This is a genomic window from Rhodobacteraceae bacterium M385 (genome assembly GCA_025141835.1).
In the GTDB taxonomy this organism is placed as follows: Bacteria; Pseudomonadota; Alphaproteobacteria; order Rhodobacterales; family Rhodobacteraceae; genus Gymnodinialimonas.
The window spans coordinates 1662304-1674316 of the sequence record CP081102.1 but is presented as its reverse complement, the minus strand read 5'-3'; the positions used below and the strand labels follow the sequence as shown (position 1 = coordinate 1674316).

Annotated in this window: 12 protein-coding genes; 6 read left to right on the top strand and 6 right to left on the bottom strand. The window is 61.8% G+C overall.

Going from position 1 to position 12013, the window contains the following annotated elements; genetic code table 11:
* Positions 1-71 precede the first annotated feature (71 nt).
* Entirely contained in the window at positions 72-758 is a 687-nt protein-coding gene (gene lexA, locus K3728_08175; protein UWQ97177.1) for a transcriptional repressor LexA, read from the top strand.
* A 53-nt stretch (positions 759-811) separates the two neighbouring features.
* Here the strand turns inward: lexA and K3728_08170 are convergent, their stop codons facing one another.
* On the bottom strand, positions 812-2230 hold the full coding sequence (locus K3728_08170; GenBank protein UWQ97176.1) for a deoxyribodipyrimidine photo-lyase: 1419 nt from the start codon (positions 2228-2230) through the stop codon (positions 812-814).
* A 100-nt stretch (positions 2231-2330) separates the two neighbouring features.
* Between K3728_08170 and pepN the strand changes: the two genes are divergently transcribed.
* A complete protein-coding gene (gene pepN, locus K3728_08165; protein ID UWQ97175.1) occupies positions 2331-4904 on the top strand; it encodes an aminopeptidase N in 2574 nt (857 codons plus the stop codon).
* A gap of 5 nt (positions 4905-4909) precedes the next feature.
* On the opposite strand, the gene K3728_08160 is transcribed toward pepN, so the two are convergent.
* A complete protein-coding gene (locus K3728_08160; GenBank protein UWQ97174.1) occupies positions 4910-5656 on the bottom strand; it encodes a DUF1624 domain-containing protein in 747 nt (248 codons plus the stop codon).
* Between the two features lie 161 nt (positions 5657-5817).
* Here K3728_08160 and K3728_08155 point away from each other — a divergent pair, with 161 nt between their 5' ends.
* Positions 5818-6231, top strand: coding sequence for a hypothetical protein (locus tag K3728_08155; GenBank protein ID UWQ97173.1), 414 nt, complete (start codon positions 5818-5820; stop codon positions 6229-6231).
* A 55-nt stretch (positions 6232-6286) separates the two neighbouring features.
* On the opposite strand, the gene K3728_08150 is transcribed toward K3728_08155, so the two are convergent.
* The 3 genes from K3728_08150 to K3728_08140 all read right to left on the bottom strand — a co-directional run bounded on the left by K3728_08150 (position 6287) and on the right by K3728_08140 (position 8752).
* On the bottom strand, positions 6287-7222 hold the full coding sequence (locus K3728_08150; protein ID UWQ97489.1) for a transglycosylase SLT domain-containing protein: 936 nt from the start codon (positions 7220-7222) through the stop codon (positions 6287-6289).
* A 137-nt stretch (positions 7223-7359) separates the two neighbouring features.
* Entirely contained in the window at positions 7360-7944 is a 585-nt protein-coding gene (locus K3728_08145; protein ID UWQ97488.1) for a transglycosylase SLT domain-containing protein, read from the bottom strand.
* A 247-nt stretch (positions 7945-8191) separates the two neighbouring features.
* Complete coding sequence (locus tag K3728_08140) at positions 8192-8752, bottom strand: type 1 glutamine amidotransferase (GenBank protein UWQ97172.1); 561 nt, start codon at positions 8750-8752, stop codon at positions 8192-8194.
* Positions 8753-8879: 127 nt separating this feature from the next.
* Between K3728_08140 and gatB the strand changes: the two genes are divergently transcribed.
* On the top strand, positions 8880-10394 hold the full coding sequence (gene gatB / locus K3728_08135) for an Asp-tRNA(Asn)/Glu-tRNA(Gln) amidotransferase subunit GatB (protein UWQ97171.1): 1515 nt from the start codon (positions 8880-8882) through the stop codon (positions 10392-10394).
* A gap of 225 nt (positions 10395-10619) precedes the next feature.
* Positions 10620-11021, top strand: a complete 402-nt coding sequence (locus tag K3728_08130) for a DUF4177 domain-containing protein (GenBank protein ID UWQ97170.1) — start codon at positions 10620-10622, stop codon at positions 11019-11021.
* On the opposite strand, the gene K3728_08125 is transcribed toward K3728_08130, so the two are convergent.
* On the bottom strand, positions 10998-11255 hold the full coding sequence (locus K3728_08125) for a BolA family transcriptional regulator (GenBank protein ID UWQ97487.1): 258 nt from the start codon (positions 11253-11255) through the stop codon (positions 10998-11000). The two genes, K3728_08130 and K3728_08125, sit on opposite strands and share 24 nt — an antisense overlap.
* Positions 11256-11333: 78 nt before the next feature.
* On the opposite strand from K3728_08125, the gene K3728_08120 reads away from it, so the two are divergent.
* A complete protein-coding gene (locus K3728_08120) occupies positions 11334-11966 on the top strand; it encodes a J domain-containing protein (GenBank protein ID UWQ97169.1) in 633 nt (210 codons plus the stop codon).
* The last annotated feature ends 47 nt before the right edge of the window (positions 11967-12013 follow it).

The window sequence follows — 12013 nt, the reverse complement described above, 5'->3', positions numbered from 1 at the left end:
CGCATTGTTCCCGGTTTGTCAGTCCGGGGCAAAAAGCGGCGCAAGGCGCCATCATTGCGAGGGAGACGGGTATGCTGACGCGGAAACAGCGCGATCTTTTGGAGTTTATTAACAAAAGGATGCAGCGCGATGGGGTGCCCCCTTCGTTTGATGAGATGAAAGACGCCCTTGATCTGCGCTCCAAGTCCGGCATCCACCGCTTGATTACGGCGCTGGAGGAGCGCGGCTTTATCCGTCGCCTGGCCCACCGTGCCCGCGCCATTGAGATCGTGAAAATGCCCGACGCCATGAAGGACGGCGGCTTTGCGCCCCGTGTGATTGAAGGCGACCGGACGGACCCGCCTGCGGGCGCGATGGCGGTGCAAGCCTCGGCCGCCCGTGAATTGCCGGTCATGGGCCAGATCGCCGCCGGTGTCCCGATTGAGGCGATTTCTCAGGTCGCCTCCCATGTGGCGGTGCCTGAACAGATGCTTGGCACCGGGAGAAACCACTATGCCCTTGAGGTAAAAGGCGATTCCATGATCGACGCGGGCATCAACGATGGCGATATCGTGGTGATCGAAGAAGGCTCCACTGCTGATAACGGCGATATCATCGTTGCATTGGTGGAAGACCATGAAGCGACCCTGAAGCGCCTGCGCCGCAAGGGCAGCATGATCGCACTGGAGGCGGCAAACCCGGCCTATGAGACACGCGTTTTCCGATCCGATCAGGTGAAGGTGCAAGGTAAGTTGGTGGGGTTGATCCGCACCTACTAAGCGCCCTATTCGCCATGAAACCAAAGGCCGATGCCGCGTCTGCGGCATGGCCGTCACAGATTGAACGATAATTGGTCCGGGGTCTCTGATATCTCGCGACGTGGCGCTGCGGGGGGCTTGGTGGGTGGCACGTCCCCCTCCCCCAGACTGAACACAGCTTGGCCCGCGTTCTCTGCGGCTTCACGCTCAAACCCCTCGCCCCGTCGCAGGGCGGTGGCGCGGGCGCGGGCGGCACTGGCGGCCTCTTCCACATCGACAATCCGCGCCGGGTAACGACGGCCAAGCAACTTGCCCGCGCCTTCCCACAACCAAGGTGTTTGCACATAGGCGTCTGGCACATCGCGCAGTTCTGGGCACCATTTGCGGGTGAACGCGCCACTCGGGTCCAGCAATTGGCCCCGCTTCATCGGGTTGTCTACGCGAATTGATCCCACACCCGTGGTGCCCGCATGGGCCTGCATCTGCGGCCAATGGATGCCGGGATCATAGTCGGTGAACAGCCGCGCCAAATGCGGCCCCGTTACCCGCCAGTCCAGCCACAGATGATACGCCGCGACAGACACCAACATGATGCGCAACGGGTGCGGCAGCCACCCCGTTGCGATCAATCCGCGCATGGCGGCATCGACGAATGGAATGCCGGTTTGACCCGCTTCCCATGCGCGAAACCGGTCCTTGGGGGGCGGCGGTTGCCACAGGTCCTCATAGGCGGAATGCAGGCAACGGCTTTCCATCATCGGCTTGTTGCGCAGGGTCGCGTGGTCCTGTTCACGCAGCGCCAGATTGGCTTGCAGCTTGCGAAACTGACTGCGGGCAAGCGCATCGTCGGCGGGCACCACGGCGCGGCGGGCTACGATGCTTTCTGCAACCTCCGGGGCCGAGACAACGCCCCAAGCCAAATGCGGCGACAAGCGCGACGAGGCCTCTCCGCCAAAGGCCCGCAACAGTACCGTGGCAGAGGATCGCCCGCCCCGCTGCCGTCCGGGGCAAGGGTCAAACGCCAGCGCCAAGTCGCGCGCCTCGGGGATCGCGCCCGTAGCGGCGTCGGTGCCAAGCAAGCCTTCAGGCGCGGCAATCGCTTGCCCCTCAGGCACAACGGTCCACGCCACATTGGCCGCCTCTGCCCATGCCGCGACGCGGGCGTTGCGGGCGGCTTCCCACTGCGTCGCGGGGGCGTCGATGCTGATGATCTCGGCCACCGAATGCTCCATGCAAAGCGCCTCCAGCACCGACAACATATCGCCGCAACGCACCACCAAGGGCGCGCCAAGCGCCCCCAACTCGGCCCGCAGTTCCCCAAGGCTTTCCGCCACGAACCGCCATTGCCGGGCCGAGGCGTCGGGCTGCGCCCATGCCTCTGGATCGGCGATGAAAACCGGCACGACAGGCCCCCCCCGCGTTGCCGCTAGGGCAAGCGCAGGGTTATCGTGGACACGCAAAGCGCGTTGAAACAAAACGAGAACTGCCTTCATTAGGCCAGAGGTAGCAGATTTCCGGGGCTAGACAAGTCAGCCCATTGCAGCCCCCGCCCCCGCGTCCTACCTTCCGCCCAACACGTCCCGGAGGACCCAGATGACCCACGCCCCGCAGCCCGTTCGCCTTGCCGACTACACCCCCTTTGGCTACCTGATCGACAGCGTCGCGCTGTCCTTCACCCTCCACCCCACCGCGACGCGCGTGAAATCCAAGATCGCCTTTCGCCCGAACCCGGATCAAGACGCCACCGACCCGCGTTTTTTCCTGCACGGCGAACAGCTCACCCTCATCAGCGCAGCGATTGACGGCATGCCCGTTACCCCCGTCGTTACCGACGCGGGCCTGTCCTGCCCTGTCCCCGACGCGCCCTTCGTGTGGGAGGCCGAGGTCGAGATTAACCCCCAAGCCAACACCGCGCTCGAGGGGCTCTATATGTCGAACGGCATGTATTGCACCCAATGTGAGGCCGAGGGTTTTCGCAAGATCACCTATTACCCCGACCGCCCCGATGTGATGGCCCCCTTCACGGTGCAGATCGACAGTGACCTACCGGTGTTGCTGTCCAACGGCAATGAAACCGCCCCCGGCCAATGGACCGATCCTTGGCCCAAACCTGCCTATCTGTTTGCGCTGGTGGCGGGCGATCTGGTGGCCCATTCAGACCATTTCACCACCGCCTCGGGTGCGCCTGTGGACCTCAACATTTGGGTGCGGCCCGGTGACGTGGACAAATGCGCCTATGCGATGGACGCCCTGAAGCGCTCCATGCGGTGGGACGAGACGGAATATGGCCGCGAATATGACCTGAGCGTTTTCAACATCGTCGCGGTGGACGATTTCAACATGGGCGCGATGGAGAACAAGGGGCTGAACATCTTCAACTCCAGCTACATTCTTGCTTCCCCCGAAACCGCGACGGACAAGGATTATCTATGGATCGAATCCGTTGTCGCCCATGAATACTTCCACAATTGGACCGGTAACCGCATCACCTGCCGCGATTGGTTCCAGCTGTGCCTGAAGGAAGGCCTCACGGTTTACCGCGATCAGCAGTTTACCAGCGATGTCCGCTCGGCCCCCGTCAAGCGGATCGAAGATGTTATCAAGCTGCGCGCGCGCCAGTTCCGCGAAGATGCCGGGCCGCTGGCCCATAACGTGCGCCCCGAACAATTCATTGAAATCAGCAACTTCTACACCGCTACCATCTACGAGAAAGGTGCCGAGGTGATCGGCATGTTGCGCACCTATCTGGGGGCGGATCTGTACCGTGCGGGGTGCGAGCTGTATTTCAACCGCCACGATGGGCAGGCCTGCACGATCGAGGATTGGCTCGCCTGTTTTGAAGAAATCGCCGCCGTGGACCTGAGCCAGTTCAAGCGCTGGTATTCGCAAGCTGGCACGCCCAAGGTCAGCGCCTCTTGGCGGCGCGACGGCGACAACCTGCACCTAAGCCTTTCGCAACAAGTGCCGCCGACACCGGGCCAGCCGATGAAAGAGCCTGCGAAAATTCCTGTCTCCCTTGGCCTGTTGGCGGGCGACGGAACCGAGGTTCTCGCCTCCACCCTGATCGACCTTGATGGGCCGTCCCTTGATCTGACCTTTGATCTGGCCGCACTGGCGGGCGGCACCGCGCCGGATCATGTCGTGCCCTCGATCCTGCGCGGCTTCTCGGCGCCCGTGGTGCTTGATATGGAGATGACCGCCGCCGACCGCGCCCTTTTGCTGGCCCATGACACCGATCCCTTCAACCGGTGGGAAGCCGCCCGGAGCCTGTTGAAAGAGGTACTTGTCGCTGAGATTTGCCACGGCGAAGCGGGCCAGAAAGAAGCGCGGGCTATGGTCTGGAACGCGCTGCAAGACTTCTGCAACGACACCACATTGGACCCCGCATTCATCGCCCTCGTGCTCAGCTTCCCGTCGGAAGACGACCTGACCCAAGCCACCGTGGACGCGGGCGTTGTCCCCGATCCCACGCGGATCGCGCAGGTCCGCGACGCAAGAATGCGTGACGTGGGCGCATGGCTAAGGCCTACGCTGGAAGGGTTCATTGACGCGGTGGACGCCAATGCCCCCTTCTCCCCCGACGCGGCCAGCGCGGGCAAACGGGCGTTGCGCAACACCGCCCTATCGCTTCTGAGCAGCCCCTCTGATCTGGCCCGCGCACAAGATGCCTTCGCCTCCGCCACCAATATGACCGATCAACTTGCCGCGCTGGCCATCCTGATCCGCTGCGGCGACCGCGACGCCGCCGCCGCGTTCGAGGCACAGTGGCAGCACGAACGGTTGGTAATGGACAAATGGTTCATGATCTCGGTTGCCAGCGCCCCAAGCGCCGAGGCTTTGGATATCGCCGAAGCGCTCAGCCAGCACCCGCTGTTTGACTGGAAAAACCCCAACCGCTTCCGTGCGTTGATCGGCGGGTTGGTCGCAAACCCTGCCGCCTTCCACGACCCCTCGGGGCGTGGCTACGATTTTGTGGCGGATTGGCTGATCAAGATGGACGGCGCGAACCCGCAAACCGCCGCCCGCATGTCCTCGGCCTTTGACACATGGCGCCGCTACGATGCGGACCGCCAAGCGCTGATGTTGAATGCTCTGTCACGCATGGCCGCCGCACCGGGGCTCAGCCGCGACTTGGCCGAGATGGTATCGCGAATGCAGGCAGCCTGAGCGCCCTACCGCAAAAGCTGCGTCGCGCCCCAGACAATGCCGATCAGGATCGGCTGGTGGATCAGGTAAATCAGTAAGGAATGCCGCCCCGGCAAGCCCGCCAAACGCGTGGCGCGTGTCGGGGTTGACGTCGTAAGGCGCGCCCATATGCCGAAGTGGCTGGCCAATTTGGACGCCGCTACTCCGGCCAGAAACGGTGCGAACCACGGGAAGATCGGCTCGTAATCTACCGTGCGCAGGGGGATCGTCTGCAACCCGCTCCACCACCAATAGGGCGCGTCGAACATCGGCCCGCTCAGGAAGTTTGGCGCGTATAAGACGGCCACGGCCAGCGCCGCGATCACCACAACCGGCAAGCGCAAGGCGGCAAGGCCCAGAAGGCTGCACAGGGCGATGGAATGCAGGATGCCGAAGAAGACGAAGGCATGGGGGAAGGCCAGATAGGTGCCAATGCTCACCAATGCCGCCGCCCCCGCGATCATGGCGAAGCGCCGCAGGAACGCGGCCCAACGGATGCCGTTTGCGTGCGCCAACCACAGGCCCACCCCCGCCAGAAACAGGAACGAGCCCGCCGTGCCCACAGCCAAAGCCCGCCAAAAGCCCGTGGTTGCGGTGCCGAAGGGGACGTGGCCGAACATCTCCAGATCAAAGGTGAAGTGAAACACCACCATCGCGATCAATGCGAGGGTCCGCGCGATATCAAGGGCGGGGATGCGCCCTTTGGCGCGTGCATCTATTGGAGCGGTGGTCATGGGGCTTGTCTAGCAGCCCGCTTTCGGCTTGCCCATCGTGCAATCTGCGCCCCGAATGAGGCAGTTTGCGCGTTGTGCCCCTACGGCACGCCCGAAAAGCACCACTTGGCGGCCCCAACCGTTCCCTAATCTGGGCACAATTGGCCTTCTATATCATCGCCATGACAGATACTTTTGAATATGCATCCCGCCCCGGAAGTGCCAGCCTAAGCATCATTAGCTTTACCGGCCTTTGTGCTCTTACCGTGTTCTTGTGGCAGATCGCCCCCGGCTTCGTGCTCCTCCTGATGGTGCCGGCGCTGCTGGTTTGCCTGTTCCAGGTCACCCGCGTGCCCACCTACGGGATAAAGATGACCCGATCATCGTGGAGCATCCTTGGCGGGAGCGAGGATCTTGTCATTCCCACCTCGCAGATTTCCTACCTGAAGGTGATCAATCGTGGAGCCGACCGCCGCATGGGCCTGATTCTGGACGACGGGACCGAGGTTGTCTTGCCCCTGCAATGTTTGCCCGATCCCTACGACATGATCCGCGAAGCCACGAACCGGGGCATTCCGGTTCGCGAAAGGTCTTAACCGATCCGAACTTGTTGAATGTAGCCCCCTTCCCCGGGGGCTTTTTCGTTTGCGTCTAGAGGTTTACGGGCCGAGGCACCGGCCGGGCACGTTGCGCCGAGGCCGGATGCGGTGACAGCACCGGCGCGTCATCCAACATCGGCAGGCTCGCGCCCTCTGGCCGCATCACCGGACGGATTTGGGGAACGCTGGCCTGACAATATTCCTGCTCTCGCACCCAATTGCGCATATCCTCACGTTTGCGCGCGGAATGGAATGGCCCCCAATCGGCGGCCACGCCGCGCATCCCTTCGGACACTACGTTATCACGCGGCACGGTCACGCCCATGATGCGCACGCCGCAGCGCAGGTTGGCTGCCCCGTTCAACAACGCCTCGCCTGACCCGACATCGCAATCGCGCCACCGCGCCGTCCCCGGAGAGATTTGCACCAGCCCAAACCATTGCCCGCCACCGCCCACAGCGCTGGGGTTATGGGTGCTTTCGTGCCACGCCAAGGCCGAAATCAGACCCGTCCAGAACGCCGCGCGTTGCTCTGGCGTCGCGTTCAAATAGCCGGGGCACCATGTGTTGATATCGTCAGGCTCTGTCTCCAGCAGCGGCGCACCGGGCCCGCGCAAGGCCGACAAGACAGCCGCCGTCCAACGGGGCCCGCGGGGGTGATCGTCCCACCGTGCGGCGGGTACAGCCCAGGAATCGCGCACAACAGGGCGCAGGCTGCTGTCTGGGGCCAGATCACTGATTTCGGGCGCGTCATCTTCGACGTCTGGCAGAATCGCCACCTCTGGCGCCCCGTCGCCATCTCTCGGCACATGCAGCAAGGGCGCCGCCCCTGAAGGCACCGCCTCGATCGAGCCATCGGGCCCCGCCACGGCAGAGGTCACTTCGACCGCCGCCCCTTGGGCTACCGCCCCCACGACCGCTTCAACTTGCCCAAAGGCAAGCCCCGGCGCACTGGCCGTCACAGCGGCAAAGCCACTGGCAATATACATCAGACGCAGAACGCCCATTGGCAGCCATCCCCCCAGGTTTGGCACAGGACATAAACATGCCCGAAGATTAAGCAGCAAGGCAAGAGGGCGCATGGATACCATGCGCCCCGGTTAAACAGCTCGCGGTTAAGACGTGGTTAAATCGCGCAATAGGGCTGCGAGGAAATCCACTGGCGCATTTCTTCACGCTTGGGCGCTTGCACGAACGGCCCCCAATCCGCGGCCACGCCACCGCGGGAGGCGGCTACAACGCCGTCACGCGGCACGGTTGTGGCCCAAATCCGCATGGCGCAAGAGATATTGGCATCCCCGTCCAGCAGGGCTTGGCCGCTTGTCGCTTGGCACCCGTAGTGTCGCGCCGTGGCCGGGCTGATCTGTACAAGGCCAAACCAACGCCCACCGCCGCCGACCGCTTGCTGGTTCCATGTGCTTTCATGGCGGGCCAAGGCCGACATCAAGCCGGTCCAGAACGCCTCTCGGTTTTCCAGCGGTGCTTCGGGATAGGCAGGGCACCACTGCGCGATATCGGCAGGCACCAGCGTTGGCAGCACGCTGGCGTGGGTGTCCAAAGCGGTGAACGCTGTAGAGGTCCACGAGGCCCCATCGGGGCGGTGATCCCACCGCATCACAGGGGATTCCACAACTTCCGCTTCGCGCTCGAAGCCGGGGAACGAGATGTCGGACAGAGCATTGCACGCGGTCAAACTCAGTACCGCAGTCATACATACCCCGAACCGGGCCACGCGGGAAAACACACTCATCAATTCTTCACTCTATATAAGGCAGACATTTTTGATCGATCGGAGGTGCGCGGGGATATCATTCAAATCAAGCCGCCCCCCAAGAAACCCTGCGTAAAACGGCTGGTTTCCGCCCAAAAACCCGGGATTCCCCATGAAAAAGGGCCAAGGTGCGTAAAACACCCCGGCCCCTTTAACCGTCATTTCGGCCCTATTGGACCAAAGAGAATCAGGCAGCCGCGCGTTCGTGGCGGCCTTCTTCGACCTCTTCAATGATCTTCGCTACGAAGGCTTCCAGATCATCGGGGTTCCGGCTGGTGATGATCCCGTTGGAAATCGCCACCTCGCTGTCTTCCCAATTTGCGCCTGCATTAATCAGGTCGGTCTTGATCGACGGGTACGAGGTCATCTCGCGGCCCGCGACCACACCGGCTTCCACTAGCATCCATGGGCCGTGGCAGATCGCAGCGACGATTTTGCCTGTCTCCACGAACTCTTTCACCAGCGCCACCGCATCGGGCTTGGTGCGCAAGATATCGGGGTTAATCTGGCCGCCGGGCAGCACCAACGCGTTGTAATCAGCGGGGTTCACCTGATCGAGCGTCAGATCCACGGCGACCTTATCGCCCCAGTTGCCGCCATCCCAACCGGTGATCTCTCCGGCTTCGGGGGCCGCCACATGGACCTCGGCCCCTGCGTTGCGCAGCTTGCTTAGCGGTACTTCCAGCTCCGATTGTTCAAAACCGTGCGTGGACATAATCAGGATCTTTGCGTTGCTCATCTTGGGCATAACTCATGTCTCCTTTGCATTGGTTACAAGGGTGCAACGTAGCGAAGGCCAATCGTGTTCCATCCCACTCTTGCCCGGCCCCCGCCCCTGCCCTAAACCACCTCGCAACACATTGCCGGAGAGACCCATGCTCGACCTCACCTATGACACCCCGAAACCTCGTGTGATTGCAGGCGCCAAGCAAGATTGGGAGCTTGTGATCGGGATGGAGGTCCACGCCCAAGTCTCCACCAACGCCAAGTTGTTCTCCGGCGCTTCCACCAAGTTCGGGGCCGAGCCCAATTCCAACGTCGCCTTCGTGGACGCGGGCATGCCCGGCATGTTGCCCGTGATTAACGAGGCTTGCGTTGAACAGGCCGTGCGTACGGGATTGGGCCTGAAGGCCGAGATCAACCTTGAATCCGCCTTTGACCGGAAGAACTACTTCTACCCAGACCTGCCCCAAGGCTATCAGATCAGCCAGCTTTACCACCCCATCGTGGGCGAAGGCGAAGTGCTGGTGGAACTGGGCGACGGCAAAGCCCGCCTTGTGCGCATCGAACGTATCCATCTGGAACAGGACGCCGGTAAATCCATCCACGATATGGACCCTGCCCTTTCGTTCGTGGACCTCAACCGCACCGGTGTTGCCCTGATGGAGATCGTCTCCAAGCCCGACATCCGCTCGCCAGAAGAAGCCGCCGCTTACGTGGTGAAGCTGCGCCAGATCATGCTGTATCTGGGCACATGCGACGGCAACATGCAAAACGGCAACCTGCGCGCCGACGTGAACGTCTCGGTCTGTGCGCCGGGCCAGTACGAAAAATATCAGGCCACACAGGATTTCTCCCACCTCGGCACACGGTGTGAGATCAAGAACATGAACTCCATGCGCTTCATCCAGCAAGCCATCGAGGTTGAGGCAAAGCGCCAAATCGCCATCATCGAGGGCGGCGGCACGGTGGATCAGGAAACCCGTCTGTATGACCCCGACAAGGGTGAAACGCGCTCCATGCGGTCCAAGGAAGAGGCGCATGATTACCGCTACTTCCCCGACCCTGACCTGCTGCCCCTGACCTTCGATCAAGCTTACGTGGACGGCATCGCCGCCTCCCTGCCCGAACTGCCCGACGCCAAAAAGGCGCGGTTCATCGGCGATTTCGGCCTATCGGATTACGATGCCTCGGTTTTGACGGCCGACGTGGAAGCTGCTCAGTATTTTGAGGCCGTGACCGCAGGCACCAAGAACGGCAAACTCGCCGCCAATTGGGTCATCAACGAGCTGTTCGGTCGCCTGAAGAAAGACGAGCGCCAGATCGAAGACAGCCCCGTGACGCCCGCCCAATTGGCCGAGCTGATCGAATTGATCGAAGCCGACACGATCTCGGGCAAAATCGCCAAGGACGTGTTCGAGATCAGCTATACCTCTGGCCGCTCGCCGTCTGAGATTGTGGAAACCGAAGGTCTCAAGCAGGTCACGGACACCGGCGCGATCGAAACGGCGGTGGATGAGATCATCGCCGCCAACCCCGAACAGGTCGCCAAGGCCAAAGAAAACCCGAAGCTCGCGGGCTGGTTCGTGGGTCAGGTGATGAAAGCCACCGGCGGCAAGGCGAACCCTAAAGCGGTCAATCAGATCGTCGCGGCGAAACTGGCCGAGTAAGCGCGTAGACCGGGCCTTGGCCCGGGCAAAGGGTGGGAAGCCGGGCCAAGGCCCGGTCTACGCCTTTCAAATTGATATACCATTGATACACCCTAGCGCGCGGCGCAGCGCTGATATCGCGCCGCCGCGACCGGTGCCCTGCCTCGCCAAACTACCCCCTTCGGCCTTGCCCCTATTCCCCGTCTACCCTACATAACGCACCCGCCAGCCCGCGTCGGAGAGCCCATGAGAACCGAGTACAAAATCGTCCCCGCCCCCGAGAAAGCCCGCAAGCAGCGCGGCCTTAAAGGAGCGGCGTTGTTCGCCCATTCCGTTGAGGCGTTGATGAACGAACTTGCCGCCGACGGCTGGCAATACCTGCGTGCTGACACCCTCCCTCAGGAGGAGCGCTCTGGCCTGACCAACAAAACCACGACCTACCGAAATTTGCTTGTTTTTCAGCGTGTTGTGGATGATGAGGCGATACAAACACCGCCTAAAGAAACCGACGCCGCGCCTGTCATTGAAACGACCAGGCCTGAGAGCTTCGACGATTTTGAAGATGAGCCAACCGATGACGAAGTGGTAAACCTCTGGGACGCCCCCGATGAGGTGCCCGCGCCCCTAGTCGCGGATCGTAAGGGCTAAGGCGTGGATCTCTGACATCAGCTCGGCCCCAATCGCCGCATGCACCGCCCGATGTCGCGCGATCCGGCTAAGCCCTTGAAACTTTTCGCTTTCTACAAGCACGTTAAAATGGCTCTCGCCGCCATCCTGATACCCCGCGTGGCCCCGATGGGCCTCGCTATCGTCCACAACCTCAAGATGTCTCGGCGCAAAGACCTCGCGCAAAGCTGCTTCAATTTTCTGTGCTCGTGTCATCATTTTCACCCTCTAAGACCTTCCCCTCAGCCGCCAAAACACTAAACTGCTTACTCCCAATAATACAGGTGCGTTCCCATGGCCGACAAAGATCCCTTTAACTTCGATCTTAGCGTCAAGTCTGACAAAAAGAAGCGGCGCACTGGACGCCGGGGCATGTCCGGCGCGGTCGAGACATCCCAAAGACCATGTGAAGCGCCCGGTTGCCAAGAGCCTGGCCAATACCGCGCGCCCAAAGGCCCTGATAACCTTGAAGAATTCCACTGGTTCTGCCGCGATCACGTGCGTGAATACAACCTGAAATGGAACTTCTTTGAAGGCACGACCGAAGCCGAGATGAACGCGCAGATGGACCGGGATCGGGTTTGGGACCGCCCCACAAAGCCCTTGAAACGTTCGGCCGAAGAACGCGCTTGGCAGCGGTTGGGCATCGAAGACCCCCATCAGGTTCTGGGCCAGAACGCGACGCAAAATCCGGGCCGCGGCGCGGGCTCCAAGGGGCGTCGCCTACCCCCCACGGAGCGTCGCGCGGTGGAGATTCTGGAGGTCAAGGACAACGCCACGAAGCCGGAAATCCGCAAGGCCTACAAGGCCTTAATCAAGGTGCTGCACCCTGACATGAACGGCGGCGACCGTTCGGATGAAGAGAAGCTGCAAGAGGTCGTCTGGGCCTGGGATCAGCTGAAAGTCAGCCGCAACTTCGCGGATTAACACGCCCCCAAACGGTGCGGTCAAAGCGCCCTAGATCGACGGAAACG

Coding starts and splice junctions, on each gene's coding strand:
- K3728_08160 (UWQ97174.1), bottom strand. CDS start 5,656: ATGACCACCGCTCCAATAGATGCACGCGCCAAAGGGCGCATCCCCGCC.
- K3728_08120 (UWQ97169.1), top strand. CDS start 11,334: ATGGCCGACAAAGATCCCTTTAACTTCGATCTTAGCGTCAAGTCTGAC.
- K3728_08170 (UWQ97176.1), bottom strand. CDS start 2,230: ATGAAGGCAGTTCTCGTTTTGTTTCAACGCGCTTTGCGTGTCCACGAT.
- K3728_08130 (UWQ97170.1), top strand. CDS start 10,620: ATGAGAACCGAGTACAAAATCGTCCCCGCCCCCGAGAAAGCCCGCAAG.
- pepN (UWQ97175.1), top strand. CDS start 2,331: ATGACCCACGCCCCGCAGCCCGTTCGCCTTGCCGACTACACCCCCTTT.
- K3728_08125 (UWQ97487.1), bottom strand. CDS start 11,255: ATGACACGAGCACAGAAAATTGAAGCAGCTTTGCGCGAGGTCTTTGCG.
- lexA (UWQ97177.1), top strand. CDS start 72: ATGCTGACGCGGAAACAGCGCGATCTTTTGGAGTTTATTAACAAAAGG.
- gatB (UWQ97171.1), top strand. CDS start 8,880: ATGCTCGACCTCACCTATGACACCCCGAAACCTCGTGTGATTGCAGGC.
- K3728_08155 (UWQ97173.1), top strand. CDS start 5,818: ATGACAGATACTTTTGAATATGCATCCCGCCCCGGAAGTGCCAGCCTA.
- K3728_08145 (UWQ97488.1), bottom strand. CDS start 7,944: ATGACTGCGGTACTGAGTTTGACCGCGTGCAATGCTCTGTCCGACATC.
- K3728_08140 (UWQ97172.1), bottom strand. CDS start 8,752: ATGCCCAAGATGAGCAACGCAAAGATCCTGATTATGTCCACGCACGGT.
- K3728_08150 (UWQ97489.1), bottom strand. CDS start 7,222: ATGTATATTGCCAGTGGCTTTGCCGCTGTGACGGCCAGTGCGCCGGGG.